At 69.1% G+C, this 15,335-nt stretch carries 10 protein-coding genes and 1 pseudogene; 9 read left to right on the top strand and 2 right to left on the bottom strand.

Features of this window, described 5'->3' with window-relative positions:
* Positions 1-97: 97 nt before the first annotated feature.
* Complete coding sequence (locus tag AB0K80_RS22865) at positions 98-553, bottom strand: VOC family protein (protein ID WP_365672428.1); 456 nt, start codon at positions 551-553, stop codon at positions 98-100.
* 73 nt (positions 554-626) lie between these two features.
* On the opposite strand from AB0K80_RS22865, the pseudogene AB0K80_RS22860 reads away from it, so the two are divergent.
* Positions 627-1,929, top strand: a pseudogene (locus AB0K80_RS22860) (glycosyltransferase).
* A gap of 139 nt (positions 1,930-2,068) precedes the next feature.
* On the opposite strand, the gene AB0K80_RS22855 reads toward AB0K80_RS22860, so the two are convergent.
* Positions 2,069-3,073: a helix-turn-helix transcriptional regulator gene (locus AB0K80_RS22855; RefSeq protein WP_365672426.1), complete on the bottom strand. Its 1,005-nt coding sequence runs from the start codon at positions 3,071-3,073 to the stop codon at positions 2,069-2,071.
* A 280-nt stretch (positions 3,074-3,353) separates the two neighbouring features.
* On the opposite strand from AB0K80_RS22855, the gene AB0K80_RS22850 reads away from it, so the two are divergent.
* Genes AB0K80_RS22850 through AB0K80_RS22815 form a run of 8 tightly spaced genes read left to right on the top strand, consistent with a single transcriptional unit; the run spans position 3,354 to position 15,323 of the window.
* Positions 3,354-3,941, top strand: a complete 588-nt coding sequence (locus AB0K80_RS22850) for an isochorismatase family cysteine hydrolase (RefSeq protein WP_365672424.1) — start codon at positions 3,354-3,356, stop codon at positions 3,939-3,941.
* A 35-nt stretch (positions 3,942-3,976) separates the two neighbouring features.
* Positions 3,977-5,002, top strand: coding sequence for a hydrogenase expression/formation protein HypE (gene hypE / locus AB0K80_RS22845; protein WP_365672422.1), 1,026 nt, complete (start codon positions 3,977-3,979; stop codon positions 5,000-5,002).
* Positions 5,002-7,368, top strand: coding sequence for a carbamoyltransferase HypF (hypF, locus tag AB0K80_RS22840; protein ID WP_365672420.1), 2,367 nt, complete (start codon positions 5,002-5,004; stop codon positions 7,366-7,368). Before hypE ends, hypF begins: the two co-directional genes overlap by 1 nt.
* Before the next feature lie 4 nt (positions 7,369-7,372).
* The gene (locus AB0K80_RS22835; RefSeq protein ID WP_365672419.1) at positions 7,373-8,635 is read left to right on the top strand and encodes a biotin carboxylase; all 1,263 of its coding nucleotides are present in this window, start codon (positions 7,373-7,375) and stop codon (positions 8,633-8,635) included.
* A 56-nt stretch (positions 8,636-8,691) separates the two neighbouring features.
* Positions 8,692-11,313, top strand: coding sequence for an ATP-grasp domain-containing protein (locus AB0K80_RS22830; RefSeq protein WP_365672418.1), 2,622 nt, complete (start codon positions 8,692-8,694; stop codon positions 11,311-11,313).
* The gene (locus AB0K80_RS22825) at positions 11,310-12,593 is read left to right on the top strand and encodes an MFS transporter (protein WP_365672416.1); all 1,284 of its coding nucleotides are present in this window, start codon (positions 11,310-11,312) and stop codon (positions 12,591-12,593) included. The genes AB0K80_RS22830 and AB0K80_RS22825 overlap by 4 nt, the downstream gene beginning before the upstream one ends.
* Before the next feature lie 16 nt (positions 12,594-12,609).
* Complete coding sequence (locus AB0K80_RS22820; protein ID WP_365672414.1) at positions 12,610-14,118, top strand: pyridoxal-dependent decarboxylase; 1,509 nt, start codon at positions 12,610-12,612, stop codon at positions 14,116-14,118.
* A complete protein-coding gene (locus AB0K80_RS22815) occupies positions 14,106-15,323 on the top strand; it encodes a fatty acid desaturase (protein WP_365672412.1) in 1,218 nt (405 codons plus the stop codon). Before AB0K80_RS22820 ends, AB0K80_RS22815 begins: the two co-directional genes overlap by 13 nt.
* The last annotated feature ends 12 nt before the right edge of the window (positions 15,324-15,335 follow it).

Raw genomic sequence — 15,335 nt, 5'->3', positions numbered from 1 at the left:
CACGGCCAGTGTCGCATCCGCGCAGATCGGGGCGTGTGCCAGGTGCCTCGACGCCGCCTGCCGCCCGCCCGGTTGTGACCAGCACCGTCAACGACCCTCAGACGACGTCGAATTCGTTGCCCTCGGGGTCCTGCAGGGCTGCGGCGTAGAGCCCCATGTCCGGCTGGTCCTTGATCCGCAGCACGGTGGCACCGGCTTGGACCAGCCGTTCCACCGTGGCGTTGACCCGTTGTGCGCGGACGTCCAAGGGGACGTCACGGCCTCCGCCGACGTTCAGGTCGAAGTGCCACCGGTTCTTGACCGTCTTCGGTTCCGGAACCTGCTGGAACCACACCCTCGGCCCGCGTCCCGTGGGATCGATGATCGACTCCGGAACATCCCCGGCGCCGGCCGGCAATTCCGCCTCGGGCACCCCCATCGCCGCCCAGTAGGCGCGCCACGTGGCGTGCCCGCTCGGCGGAGGCTCAGGCACATAGCCCAGGGCCTCGGCCCAGAACGTCACCATGCTCTGCGGATCGGAGCAGTCGATCGTCAGCTGCACTGTCATCTCCATGCCCGGAGCATCCCAGGCGGGTCTGACACAACGATCCGCCTTCCCGTTCCGGGACGGCTTCCGGCCCGTGCCGCTGTCGCCGCGGTCGCAGGCGGCGGGCGCCGGAAAAAAGCTGTACGAGACGTCTCGTCTCGCCTACGCTGGGCCTCATGACCAGTCCTGCTCACCTCGCCATGTTCTCCATCGCCGCCCACGGCCACGTGAATCCCAGCCTCGAGGTGATCCGCGAGCTCGTCGCGCGCGGTCACCGGGTGACGTACGCGATCCCGCCCGCCTTCGCGGACAAGGTCGCCGCCACCGGGGCGGAGCCCCGGCTGTGGAACTCGACCCTGCCGCCGCCCGACGCCGACCCGGAGGCCTGGGGAAGCACGCTGCTGGACAACGTGGAGCCGTTCCTGGACGACGCCGTCCAGGCCCTCCCGCAACTGGCCGAGGCGTACGCGGGGGACGAGCCCGACCTCGTCCTGTACGACATCGCCTCCTATCCGGCCCGGGTCCTCGCGCACCGCTGGGGCGTGCCCGCGATCTCCCTCTCGCCCTGCCTCGTCGCCTGGGAGGGGTACGAGGAGGAAGTGGCCGAGCCGATGTGGGCGGAGCCGAGGAGGACCGAGCGCGGGCGGGCCTACTACGCCCGTTTCCACGCCTGGCTGGAGGAGAACGGGATCACCGAGCACCCCGACCGGTTCACCGGCCGGCCCGCCCGTTCCCTCGTCCTGATCCCGAGGGTGCTCCAGCCGAACGCCGACCGGGTCGACGAGAGCGTGTACACCTTCGTCGGTGCCTGCCAGGGCGAGCGCACCGCCGAGGGCGGCTGGCAGCGGCCCGCCGGCGCCGAGAAGGTCGTGCTCGTCTCGCTCGGATCGGCCTTCACCAAGCAGCCCGGCTTCTACCGGGAGTGCGTCAGGGCCTTCGGCGGCCTGCCGGGCTGGCACACCGTGCTCCAGATCGGCCCACACGTCGACCCGGCGGAGCTGGGGGAGGTGCCGGGCAGCGTGGAAGTGCACTCCTGGGTGCCGCAGTTGGCCATCCTGAAACAGGCCGACCTGTTCGTCACCCACGCCGGGGCGGGCGGCAGCCAGGAGGGTCTGGCCACCGCCACGCCGATGATCGCCGTACCGCAGGCCGCGGACCAGTTCGGCAACGCCGAGATGCTGCAGGCCCTCGGCGTCGCCCGGCACATCCCGGCCGACGAGGCGACCGCCGGGACCCTGCGCACCGCGGCCCTGGCGCTGGTGGGCGACCCGGAGGTGGCCCGCCGCCTGAAGGACGTGCAGGCGGGCATGGCCGAGGAGGGCGGCACCCGGCAGGCCGCCGATCTCATCGAGGCCGAGCTGCCCGCCGCGCGGACAGGTCTGTCAAGCGCTGTGCCCGGATGAGGCCGGCGGCGAGGTGGGGTGCGGCCTGGTGGACGAACGCGGGTTTGTCGGTTCGTGGCCAGGCCGCGCCTATGTTCGAGACGGTCCATGCACCGCTCGCGACTGCGGCGGCCTGAGTGCCTGGTGATCTGGGCCAGGACTACGGTGCGTGCACGACACCCGGCCCTTCCGCGCCAGGTCCGGCCAGCACTTGGCGGGAGTCGTCCCGTGTCGCGTCGTCAAGCAGTCCTGCCCGAGCGACGAGATAACCGAGCTGGGCCCGGCTGCGGCTGCCGAGAAGATTGGCGATCTTCTTGATGTGCATGTACACGGTGCGCGTGCTGATACCGAGCCGGGTAGCGATCATCTCGTCGGTGTGCCCGCTCACCATCAGACGCAGCACCGCGGTCTGGACCTCGTGAGTGAGCAGACCGGGGCCTGGGCGACCGGCAGTGTCCATGGGCCTCGCCCTGTCCCATATGTACTCGAAGAGCATGACCAGCAGGGACACCACATGCGCCTGCTGGATGACGAGGACTGCGGTCCGGCGGTCCTGGGGCACCGACATGAACGCGATGGAGCGGTCACAGATCATCAGATGTCCAAGAACCTCGTCGATCGTGCGGATCTCAGCCGCTTCGGCCTCTCTCTCGAGGCGGGCGAGGCTGGGGCCATGCGAACGGGCCGAGTGCTGGTACAGCGACCGCCGGTGTACGCCGGCCAGGGCCGGCGGCGGCTCGGCCGAGAAGACGTCGAGCGGCGTCCCTACGGACAGCTCCACGTTGGGCTGGAAGGTGAGCAACTCCTCCTTGCAGGTGCGGACGGCTTCCCTGACAGCGACCGCGGCCATGGTCCGGTCGGCCAGGAGGCGGGTTGGTTCCGCCCCGCGGAGCCGGAGTGCCTGGTGGATGCCTTCCACACGTGACATCGCCGACCGTACGGCGATCACGGCGTGTCGCTGAGTGAGAATGCTCTGTTCCAGGGGCTGGATGAGTGCGGCGGAGGCGATATCCGGCGGAACAGGCAGGAATACGCCTGTCTCTTCCGGGACGGGCTGGATCAGTCCCCAGGCGACGAGGCACTCCGGGACATGGCCCCACAGCCGTCCCTGCGCGAGCGCCTCCCTGTAGTGCTCCACGCCCTCATCGCATATCTCCACCGACATGGAACGTAACGCTGTGCCCGCTTCTGTGCACATGCGCCCCCCCTTCATAATCACGCACTTCAAGATCACGATCCCATCCGTGGCCCTCAATGCCAAGCGGGATCGAGCAGAATCCACATTCGGAAGAGCGGCGTTCGTCACACGCTACGGCCGCCGGGCGGAGCCACCGGAGAGCCGTGCGGACGACGGACGGTCACCCTGTCGATTCGTTGCGGAAAGACCGTTTTGCATTGAATCGCGTTTCATCTGATCAGGCATTTATTACGACCTCGGGACTGTCATGGCAAAAATCGCTGCACTCACCAATGACCTGCAGTACGACCTCGTCCACAAGAACGCGGAACGCATTGCGGCGGTTGAAGCGGCCACGCCGACGTTTGTGGCCTTTCTGAAAGGTATTCGGCAGCGCGGACATCACGTCTTCCATCTCCAGCTGATCATCCCGCCCGACGACCCTAACGAGGAGTGCGACGAGCACGGGCGACTGCCGGTCCAGGAAGGTACCGAGGGTGCGGAGATCGTGCGCGAATTCCTGGACGACACCGACGTGGTGATGGTCAAGAACAAGGACAGCGGGTTCTACGAGACTGACCTGCATGAACAGCTGCAGGCGCTGGGTGTCGACACCGTGGTCATCACGGGTATGCAGACACAGATCTGCGTGCAGACGACTGCGGCCGACGCCTTCTTTCGGGGCTACAAGGTCTGGGTTCCGGCCGACTGTGTCGTCTCGGCCCGGCAGGAGGACAAGGACCGTGCGCTCGAATGGCTGGCCGGTTACTGCGCGACTGTGAGTGACTCCGCCGAGATCCTGCGTCTGATCGATGAATCCGGAGAGCTGCCCCGCAAGACCGTCAAGATCCCGTAATTCCGTCCCTCCGCAAGAAATCTGGTCAATCCCGCATGAGCGATACGGCAATCAACTCCCGAGAAATAGTGCTCGACCATGGAAGTGGCGCGGCACTGAGTCATGAGTTGATCTCTCTCATCGTCGAGACTCTCGGTGATGTGTACATCGGTGAGATGGAAGACAGCGCGATGCTTCCCATCGTGGGCGAGCAAATCGCCATGACCACCGATTCATTTGTTGTGGACCCGCCGTTCTTCGGTAATGGCGACATCGGCAAGATCGCGGTGTGCGGCACCGTCAACGACCTCGCCGTGGTGGGAGCCAAGCCCACGTACCTCACCCTGGGCATGATCCTGGAGACCGGGCTGCCCATCGAGAAGCTGGTGCGGGTGCTCACCTCGATCCGCGAGACGGCCAAGGAGGCCGGCGTCCTGATCGTCTGCGGTGACACGAAGGTCGTGCGCAAGGGTGAGGCCGACCAGATCTACCTCAACACCGCCGGCGTCGGGACCTTCCAGCGGCGCCCGCTGCGGATGCGTGATGTCCGACCCGGTGACCGGGTCATCCTGAGCGGCCCGATCGGCAACCACACCGTCCATCTCCTCTCGATCCGGGAGGGCCTGGGCTTCGAAACGCGGGTCCTCAGCGACTGCGCACCGCTCAACGGCATGCTCGATCAGCTGTTCACGAGGGTCGCCGACGGAGCCGTGCACTCGGTGCGTGACGTCACGCGCGGTGGCCTGTCCGCCGTGCTGCACGAGTACGCCTCGTCGGCCGGCCGTACGATCCGCGTCGAGGAGGCCGCGCTGCCCATCCAGGCGGAGACGGCCATGGCGATGGACATGCTGGGCACCAACCCGATCCACGCCGCGAACGAGGGCTGCGTCGCCCTCTTCGTGGCTCCGGAGGCCGAGGAGGAGGTGCTGGCGGCACTCAGGTCGCACGCCTACGGCAGTGGGGCCGTTGCCATCGGCGAGGTCACCGAGGAAACCGACGGCCTGGTCGTGATGCGGGGCACCGACGGCCGTACGACAACGCTCGACGAACTCCAGGGCGCCGAACTGCCCAGGCTCTGCTGATGGCACCCGACCAGGCCGCCGGACCGGTCGAGCGCCGGCGGCTCCGGGTGACCGGGGTGGTCCAGGGCGTCGGCTACCGGCCGTTCGTCTACCGGCTCGCCCTGACGCACGGGCTCACCGGCTGGGTCCTCAACGACCCCGAGGGCGTCCTGACCGAGGTCGAGGGAAGCCCTGAGGCGCTCCGGCGCTTCACGGTGGCCCTCAGCGACGACGCCCCGACGCTGGCGCAGGTCACCGGGGTCGAGGCCGCAGACGTGCCCGTGCGGGGCGAGCCCGGCGAGGGCTTCGTCATCCGCGAGAGCGTCCACTCGGGCCGCAAGGACACCCTGGTACCGGCCGATTCCCACGTATGCGCCGACTGTCTCGCCGAGCTGCGGGACCCGAACGACCGGCGCTACCGCTACCCGTTCATCAACTGCACCAACTGCGGACCGCGTTACTCGATAATCGGCGGTCTGCCGTACGACCGGGTACAGACGACCATGTCCGCCTTCACCATGTGCGAACGGTGCCGGGCGGAGTACAACGACCCACTGGACCGCCGATACCACGCCCAGCCCAACGCGTGCGCGGACTGCGGGCCGAGTCTGCTGCTCGCCTCCCCGGACGGCACGGTGCTCCGGGGGGAAAGCGCGCTCGCCGCGGCCGTGGCCGCGCTCACCGCCGGCCGCATCGTGGCCGTCAAGAGCGTGGGCGGCTTCCACCTCGCGGTCGACGCGCGCAATGAGCAGGCCGTGGATCTGCTGCGGCGGCGCAAGCGGCGCGACTCCAAACCATTCGCGGTGATGGCGCGCGACCTCTCGACGGTCGCGGAGATCGCTCGGTTCAGCCCGGCCGAGGCCGAACTGCTCCAGTCACCGGCCCGCCCCATCGTGCTGCTGCGCAAGGCCGCCGGCGGACTGCCGGGAGCGGTGGCACCCCGCAACCCCAACCTGGGGGTCATGCTGCCGTCCGCGCCCCAGCACCATCTGCTGGTTGACGCGCAGGGGTTGAGCGCACTCGTCATGACGAGCGGCAACATCTCGGGTTACCCCATCGCCTACCGCAACGACGAGGCACTGGAACACCTCTTCGAGATCGCCGACGTCATCCTCTACAACGACCGGGACATCGAGATCCGCGTCGACGACTCCCTCGTCAGGTTCTCGGCGCACCCCGAACTCGGCGAGCCGGTGCTGAGCTTCCTGCGACGCGCCCGCGGCTATGCCCCGTACGCGGTCGAAGTGGACCTGGAACTGGCCCCGATCGTCGCCTATGGCGCCGAACTCAAGACGACCGTGGCCCTGACGGAGGGATCCAGGGTCTATGTCAGTCAGCACATCGGTGACCTGAAGAACGACGAGACCTTCGCATCCCACCGCCAGACGGCGCGGCATCTCGCCGATCTGCACGGCATCAAGTCCCGGTACGCCGTGTGCGACATGCACCCCCAGTTCCGGGCGACTCGGCAGGCACTCCAGGAGGACGGATCCGGTTTCGAGCAGGTGCTGCTCGCCCAACACCACCACGCCCACATGGTCTCCTGCATGGCGGAGAACAAGCTGGCGGGAACGGCCATCGGCGTGGTCTTCGACGGGGCCGGGTACGGGATGGACGGCACGATCTGGGGCGGTGAGTTCCTCCTCGGCGGCTACGCCGACGTGGCGCGAGTCGCGCACCTGAGGCCCATCGCACTGCTGGGCGGCGACCGCGCGGTCACGGAACCCGTGCGCACGGGCTTCGCCTTGGCGGTCGACACGTTCGGCGACAGCGCCGAGGCATGCGCGGCGTTCCCCGTACTGCGCCGGCTCGGCGAACATGAGCGGCACGTCTTCTCGACGATGCTGCGGCGCGGCGTCAACTCCCCGCTCGCCTCCAGCATGGGCCGGCTCTTCGACGCCGTTGCTGCGCTGCTCGGCGTGTGTGGTCATGCCGAGTACGAGGCGCAGGGGCCGATCGAGCTGGAGGGGCTGCTGGGGCGGGAGCTGTCGCTCTCCCCGACCGCCGAGCGGTACCGCTTCGAGGTACGCGATCAGGAAAGCCCCGCCGAGATCGACCCGCGTCCGGTCGTCCGGGCGATCGCGGCCGATCTGGCCGACGGGGTGGGCATCGCCACGGTGAGTCGGCGTTTCCACTCGGCGGTCGTCGACATGGTGGTCGAGCGGTGCCGGGCGATCCGGGAGGTCGGCCAGGTGACCGCCGTGGCTCTGTCGGGAGGCGTCTTCCTCAATGAGTTCCTGCTGGTCAACTGCCTTGTCGAACTCCGCCGAGCGGGTTTCGACACGTACTGCCAGCAACAGCTGCCGACGAACGACGGGGGTATCGCCCTCGGCCAGGTCGTCATCGCCAACGCCCGGATCACCGCACAGAAAGAGAAGGAGGACTGAGCGCGTGCCCGCCCTGCATCCCCGGACCGTCCCCGTCCGTTCGCACGTCATCCTCCTCCACCGCTGGCGGGACCGGCACGCCGACTACGCCTCCTACCTCGACCACGACGCCCACACGGTGTCGTATGTGACCACGTCCCTGGGGCGGCAGTCCGTTCCCGAGGGCGCGGCCGGTGTCGTGGTGGTGGACGCCACGGACGACCTCCGCGAGGTACGCGCGGCGGTCGCCTCGCTGGTCGAACGGTTCGGCTCGCCGGACGCCCTCGTGGCGCTCAATGAGGGCGACCTCGACACGGCGGCCGCAGTGCGCGACGAGCTGGGCTGCCCGGGCCAGGGGTCCGAGGAACTGGCCCGGTTCCGGGACAAGCTGGCCATGGTGGCCGCGGTGCGGCGGGCGGGCATTCCTGTTCCCCCCTTCGCCGACGCGCCGGGCCGGGCGGCGGTCGTCGGGTTCGCGCGGCATCAGGGCTGGCCGGTGGTGGTGAAGCCACGCCGGGGCACCGCGAGCCGGGGCGTGAGGATCCTGCTGTCCGAGGCGGATGCGGCTGACCTGCCCGAGCTTTTCGACGAGCAGTGTCTGGTCCAGAGCTTCGTCCCGCATCCGATCGTGCACATCGACGGCGTGTGGGACGGCAAGGCACTCGGCCCCTGGCGGGCCTCCCGCTATCTGCGCACGTGCCGGGAGTTCACAGAAGGTGACTGGCTGGGCTCCGTCGAGATCGACGATTCCGCGCTGCTGTCCGCCCTGGAGACCTTCACGGCCGCAGTAGCCGCCGCGCTGGACGACCGGCCGTGGGTGTTCCATCTGGAGGCCTTCTTGAGCACCCCTGCGGACGGCCCCCCTGCGGTGACTTTCCTGGAGGCCGGGGCGCGGGTCGGCGGGGCCGAGATCCCGTTCGTGTGGCGGGAGGTTCATGGCATCGATCTGATGAGAACCGCCTTCGACATCCAGCTCGGCAGACGGCCCTCCCCGGCGCCGGCACCGGTGTTTGCCGAGACCGGAGGCTGGCTGCTGATCCCGCTGCCGGTCGAGCCGCCCTGCCGGGTCGAGGAGGCGACCGCCGTGCCGGCCCTCGCCGACGGCCTCTACGCCCAGGTCGTTCCCGAGCCGGGCGCAGTGATGCCGAAGATCGGCGGCTACGAGCACGTCGGAGCTCGCTTCCGCTTCCGCGGATCGTCCAGCCAGGACGTCGAAGGGGCGGTTGAGAAGACGGCGGCCGCGTTCCGGCTGCGCTGCACGCCGGTGGCTGCCCCCGCACCCCAGTAGCCGGCCCCAGTCCGTCCACACCCATCCTGGTACATGAAAAGTGGTGAACCCTCCCCGTGAACGCCCGGCAGGACCTCCTCATCGTCGTCGGCAGTCGACTGCAGGCATACCGCGCATACTCCCTCGCCTCCCTGGCCCGGGTCTACGACGTCGCCCTGGTGACATCGCAGCCGGTCAGCTGGGAGAAGCCGTACATCTCCCGCAGCCGGGAGGCAGACACCTCGTGTGCGCAGAGCCTGCTGCCCGCTGTGGAGGCCGTGCTCGCCGAGGCCGGTGACCAGGTTCGGGCAGCCATCGTCACATGGGACGAATTCTCCCTGACCGCGACGGCCGAAGTGGCTCGCCAATTGGGCCTGCCGCATATGTCCCCGGAGGCCGCCACCGCCTGCCGTGACAAGTACCAGACTCGTACGATGCTCGACCGGGCCGGGCTGGCGAACGTCCGCCACCGTCTCGTCACCTCCCTCGACGAGGCGCTGGACGCGGCGGCCGCCGTCGGCTACCCCGTCGTCCTCAAGCCCACTTCCCTCGCGGGCAGCCTCGGTGTCACCGCCGTACCGGACGCCGACGCACTCCGGTCCGTCTACGCCGAAGTCGCGGGGGCGTCGCTCACCGGCGTCCAGGCCGGCGGTGACGTCCTGGTCGAGGAACTGCTGGACGGTCCGGAGATCAGCATTGACAGCGCCGTCTTCGACGGCGAGGCCGAACCGGTGATCGTCGCCCGCAAGCGGCTCGGTTTCCACCCGCTCTTCGAGGAGGTCGGCCATCTGGTCGGCGCGTGGCGTCATGAGCCGTGGGCGGGCAAGGTCGAGGAACTGCTTCGCGCGGCGCACCGGGCCCTGGGGATCGACCAGGGCGTCACGCACACCGAGATACGTCTGACCTCCGGCGGGCCGCGGATCGTCGAGCTCAACGGCCGGCTGGGCGGCGACCTCATCCCGCATCTCGGCCACCTCGCCACCGGCGTCGAACTCCCGCTGGTCGCCGCCGACATCGCCTTCGGCCGTCGCCCCGACTGCACACCCACCCAGGCCCGCACCGCCGAGATCCGGTTCCTTTACCCGCCCTACGCCGGTGTGATCGACCGCGTCGACCTGGGCGCCGCGCGGAACGTGCCCGGCATCGCCGAGGTCGTCGTCCTGGCCGAGCCCGGCACGGAACTGCTGCTGCCGCCGAGGATGCTCACCCCGCGCACCGCGGCCTTGATCGCGGTGTGCGACACGCCCGTCGAGTGCACCACGGCGCTCGACGCCGCCGAGGCCGAGGTGGTCACGACGGTGCGCGGCCCGGCCGAGGCGGGGCTCGGCGCCCTGCTGGAGAACCCGGTGACCCGCCGCTTCCTGGACCTCAGCCGGGGCGGCCTGGACACGATGGCAGTGGACGGGGTCTCCGACCCCTGGTTCCGCTACGGCGCCGGCGGCGGGGAGATGCTCAACCGCCCCGTACTGCTGTCCGCCGCGGACACCCGGCGCATCCAGGACGATCTGAACGGACTCTTCGACCTGCTCACCACGCTGCCCGACCGGCTCTTCGGCAGTGACCGGCGGGCCTTCGCCGAGGCGGTGGGGATGTCCCCCACCCAGATCGACCTCGTGTTGCGCGGTTCGGCCGACCATCTGGCGCCGATGGCGCGTGCCGACATGTACCGCGAGCCCGGTGGTTTCAAGGTGATGGAACTCAACACCGGGAGTTCCCTGGGCGGTTGGCAGATGGCCGAGTTCGGCCGGGCCATGATGTATGACCTTGCCTTCCGCGCCTTCGCCGAGCGCGAGGGCCTCGTGTACCCGGACCCCCTGGCGGAGATCGCCAAGGCCATGCGTGCGGCGTGTGGCGACCGGGTCCTGCCCGCCCGTCCGGTGCTCGCCATCACCGAATGGCCGGACGGCTTCGACAAGACCAAGCCGTGGCTCGATTTCGTCGTGCCCGGCTGGATGCGGCTCGGCTTCGACACCGTGGTGTGCCACCTCGGTGAGTTCGAGTACCGCGACGGCGTGCCCTTCGTCCACGGCAGGAAGGTGGACATCGTCTACCGGATTTTCCTGCCCGGTGAGATCGAGGACGACCAGCGCAGTTTCGACCTGGTCGACCCTCTCCTGAGGGCCGTCGATCACGGGCACACCGTCCTGTTCGCCGGGCTCGACTGTGAGCTGTACGGCAACAAGGGCAGCCTGGCCATGCTCAGCGACGAGCGGAACCGGAACGCCTTCTCCCCAGCGGAACTGGAACTGATCGACCGCATCTTGCCGTGGACCCGCTTCGTCCGGGACGAGCCGGTCGACCTGCGGGGCGAACGGATCGATCTGGTGGCCCATGTCCTGGCCAACAAGGACCGGCTCACCCTGAAGCCGACCCTCCTCTACGGCGGTGTCGGCGTGGTGTGCGGCTGGACGGTCACCGAGGAGGAATGGCACCACCACATCCGCGAGGCCGTCGGAGGTCCGTTCGTGGTGCAGGAGCGCGTGCTGCCGGTGGCCGAGCGGTTCGTGAACGACACCGATGACGGCTTTCAGCAGATGGTCGTCGCCTACGGCGCCCTGCTCATCGGCCGCACGTACGCCGGCATGCTCGCCCGCGGGGTGGCCAACCCCCACGTGGGGATAGTCAACATGCCCAACGGTGCCCGGATCGGCTGCGCCTTCCACGTGGCGGACAGGAACACCGCAGGAGCCGGTGCATGAGGCGCTTGCGACTCGAGGGTCTCTGGCGCGACCGAGAGTTTCTCAAGTTGTGGAGCGGCGAGTCCGTGTCCCTGATCGGGGCCCAGGTGGGCACGCTCGCGCTGCCGCTCGCCGCCGTGTACGAACTGCACGCCAGCGCGCAGCAGCTGGGTTTCCTCAATGCGGCGTCATACGCCCCGTTCCTGCTGGCAAGTCTGGTCATCGGGGTCTGGGTGGACCGGCACCGCCGTCGGCCGCTGATGATCTGGAGCAACATCGGCCGTGCCGTCGTGTTCGCGAGCATCCCCCTGTGCGCGGCGCTCGACATACTGCAGCTGGCGTACCTGTATGCCGCCGCGCTGGTCGTCGGCACCCTGACGGTGCTCTTCGACGTCGCCTACCAGTCGTACTTGCCGTCCTTGATCGGTCGTGATCACCTGGTGGAGGGCAACAGCAAGCTGCAAGCGAGCAGCTCCGTGGCGCAGATCGGCGGCCCAGGCCTGGCCGGTGTGCTGGTCGGCTGGCTCACCGCTCCCGTCGCGATGCTCGTGAACGCCGGCGCCTGGCTCGTGTCCACGGCGTCGTTGCTCGCGATCCGGCACCGCGAGCCGGCCCCCGCGCCCCCCGCGGAGCGCACCTCGTTGGGCAGGAGCGTCACCGAGGGCCTGCGCCTGGTGCTCGGCGACTCGCTCCTGCGCAACTGCGCCCTGCACTCGGGGACGTACAACATGTGCTGGCTGTCGCTGCAGACGGTCTTCGTCGTGTACGCGGCCAGGTCACTGGGTCTCGCTCCGCACACCATCGGGCTGGTCCTCGGGGTCGGTGCGGTCGGCTCCCTGATCGGGGCGATGAGCGCCCAGTGGATGAAGCGACGGCTGGGCCTCGGCCCGGCGATCATCGTCGCTGGGGTGATCTGCTGTGCGCTGCCGCTGCTGATCCCCGCGGCCCCGGGCCGCGGCCCGCTCGCGCTGGTTCTCTTCGTCCTGGCCTTCGCCGGCTGCGGTCTCGGCGGGACGGTGGCCACCGTGCACATGGTCAGCCTCCGCCAGGCGATCACACCAGCCGCAATGCTCGGCCGCGTCAACTCGGGCTGCCGTTTCCTGTCATGGGGCCCGCTTCCGTTGGGCGGCGTCGCCGGTGGCTACCTGAGTGATGCTCTGGGCCCTCGCACGGCTCTCGTGATCACCGGGATCGGCTTCCTGTTCGCCCTTCTCTGGCTGGCGTTTTCGCCGGTACCCCGTCTCAAGGACTTTCCCGAGCCCCCGCTCACCGAGCAGCCGCGCGCTGCCTCACAGCTCTGACTACCAGGGAGAGAACATGTCCTCACCATCGCCGTACCAGCCCGCGGGCGGCACAGCCGGCCTGGCCAGTGTCCGCGCCCTGGTGAACACAGCCCTCGACATCCTTGAGGAGGTCTCCGCCGAACGCCTCGGCCCGGTGTCCCCCGGCGGCGCCCGAGGCGTGCGGGAGGCCGCAGGCAAGGCGCTGGCCCAGCCGCTGCTTCCCGAGGCGGGCGGCGAGCCGTCCGTCGTACTGGACGAACTGGTCCGCCCGTACGCCAAGTGGGCGGTGGACCTCACCCACCCGGCCGCGCTGGCCCGAATGCAGCCACCTCCCACCCCGGTCGGCGTGGCCGCCGAACTGGTCGCCGCGACGCTCAACCAGTCGCTGCACGCCTGGGAAAGCGGCCCCTTCGGGCTGGAGCTCGACCGCTGGGTGATAGCGCAGCTGGCCGAGTTCGTCGGATACGGACCCGAGGCCGGCGGCACCCTCACCGCCGGCGGCAGCGTGTCGAACCTGATGGCGATGGTGGCCGCGCGAGATGAGACCGTGAACACCAAGCTCGGCAGGTGGGTGCGGCAGGAGGGGCTGCTGAACCTGGGTGTGCAGCTGGTGGTGCTGTGTCCGCAGGGCATTCATTTCTCCATCGGCAGGGCCACACGCATCCTGGGTATCGGCGAGGACCAGGTCGTGCTCGTGCCCACTGACGAGCAGGGCCGCATGATCCCCGCCGAGGCCGACCGGATCCTGGCGAGCCTGCCCGAAGACCAGGTGCCCGTCGCCCTGGTGGCCTGTGCCGGTTCGACCGACCTCGGAGTCGTCGACCCGCTTCCCGAGCTGGCCGAGGTAGCCCGCAAGCATGGGGTCTGGCTGCACGCGGACGCCGCATACGCCGGCGGGGCGCTCTTCTCCGAGCGGCTCAGGGGCATGCTCGACGGGCTCGCCGAGACGGACTCCGTCACGATCGACCTGCACAAGATCGGCTGGGCTCCCGCATCGTCCGCCGCCCTGCTGGTGCGCCGGGAGGAGACACTGGCCCCGTTCGGGCTGGAGGCGACCACGTGTCTGAGCGCTGACGACGACACCTGCGCCGGTTACATCGGCTCGCAGAACACCTCCCTGCAGACCACCCGGCGGGTGGACGCCCTGAAGATAGCGGTGACCATGCGGGCCCTCGGCAGGGAGCGGCTGGGCGCCATGGTCGACGCCTGTCACGACCTGGCCCGTCATGCCGCGGCTCGGATCGCCGCCGAGCCGCGTCTGGAATGCCTCACTGAGCCGCCGCTCACCGCCGTGCTCTTCCGCTACCTGCCGGGCGACGGAATCGATGTCGACGCCTTCAACGGCGCACTGCGCCGCCGGATGCTGGAGGACGGACGCGCTCTGCTGGCCCGTACCCACCTCCAGCAGGACGGGGTCAGCCGGGTGTGGCTCAAACTGATCTTCCTGAATCCGGAGACCACCCCGGAGAACCTCGATCACGTCCTCGACGAACTGCTGGCGACAGCGGCCGAGTTGGAGGCGGAACAGCGTTGCCAGAGCTGAACGAGACTTCCGCGCCCCGGCTGTGGCCCAGTGACGTGCGGGACGAGGTACGGGAGTCGATGACCCGGCTTCCACGCTTCCTCGCCCTGCCGCTGACCATGCTGACGGGGCGTCCGCACGCAGAGCAGAAGCCGCTGCGCTTCACACCGACCGCGCATCTGGTGAACGCGTTCTCCTCCCTGGTCTGCGGCCTGGCAGTGAGTGCCACGGCGCTCGCCGCCAGGGGCTGGTGCCTGGTGCTGCTGCTGCCGGGCTGGGCCGTGACCCTGCACGCGATGCGCAACCTGCGCATGATGGTGTTCCACCAGTGCGCGCACCGGAACATGTGGCGCAAGCCGAAGCCGGACGCGCTGCTGGGCGAGTTCCTCGCCGGGCTGCTGGTCGTCCAGGACTTCGACCGCTACAGCGCGGAACATGTCAAGGACCACCATGCGGTCCACCACATGACACTGCGTGATCCCACCGTCCAAGCCATCCTGGTCAGCCTCGAACTTGCGCCGGGCATGTCCCGGCGCGCGATGTGGCGCAAGGTGCTCGGCAAGCTCGCCTCACCTCGCTTCCACGCCCGTTTCCTCGTAGCCCGTGTCCGCTCCTACTGGCACGGCACGAAACCATCGGGCCGCGCCGTCTGGCTGCTGAGCATGGCCGCGGTGGCGACACTCGCCACCTGGCTGCACCTGTGGGTCTTCGTCCTCCTCGGCTGGGTCGTGCCGCTGACCTTCTTCTACCAGGTCAGCAACACGCTCCGGCTGTGCGTCAAGCACACGTTCCCCGCCGCTGACGAGAAGGCCCGCAAGGGCCGGCACTACTTCGGCAGCCTCACCAACGCCATCTTCCTGGGCGAGGCCGCACCCCCGGCCGGCCTGCCGACCGGTCGCCGAGCGCGGGCGTGGTGCCGATGGTGGCTGCGCATGCTGTTCGTCCATTTCCCGGCGCGCTATCTGGTGCTGACCGGAGACACGGTGGTCCACGACTTCCATCACCGTTATCCGATGAGCAAGGACTGGGCGAACTACGTGTTCGCCCGTGAGGCAGACAACGCCGCGGGGGCACCGGGGTGGCCCGCTTACCGGCACGCCTGGGGCCTGATCCCAGCCATGGACGCAGTCTTCGACTCGCTGCGCGCCGCAGATCCAGAGGAGTACAGCCTCGTGCGGCTCTCCGAGGTCAATGAACGCGAGCTGTTCGCGGCCTTCGACGACTGATCGCTGTAGGAC

This window comes from Streptomyces sp. NPDC052682, assembly GCF_040678435.1.
Lineage (GTDB): Bacteria > Actinomycetota > Actinomycetes > Streptomycetales > Streptomycetaceae > Streptomyces.
The sequence above is the reverse complement of the archived record's forward strand: the minus strand, read 5'-3'. Positions and strand labels throughout refer to the sequence as shown.

Coding starts and splice junctions, on each gene's coding strand:
- AB0K80_RS22820 (WP_365672414.1), top strand. CDS start 12,610: ATGTCCTCACCATCGCCGTACCAGCCCGCGGGCGGCACAGCCGGCCTG.
- AB0K80_RS22865 (WP_365672428.1), bottom strand. CDS start 553: ATGGAGATGACAGTGCAGCTGACGATCGACTGCTCCGATCCGCAGAGC.
- AB0K80_RS22825 (WP_365672416.1), top strand. CDS start 11,310: ATGAGGCGCTTGCGACTCGAGGGTCTCTGGCGCGACCGAGAGTTTCTC.
- AB0K80_RS22855 (WP_365672426.1), bottom strand. CDS start 3,073: ATGTCGGTGGAGATATGCGATGAGGGCGTGGAGCACTACAGGGAGGCG.
- hypF (WP_365672420.1), top strand. CDS start 5,002: ATGGCACCCGACCAGGCCGCCGGACCGGTCGAGCGCCGGCGGCTCCGG.
- AB0K80_RS22850 (WP_365672424.1), top strand. CDS start 3,354: ATGGCAAAAATCGCTGCACTCACCAATGACCTGCAGTACGACCTCGTC.
- hypE (WP_365672422.1), top strand. CDS start 3,977: ATGAGCGATACGGCAATCAACTCCCGAGAAATAGTGCTCGACCATGGA.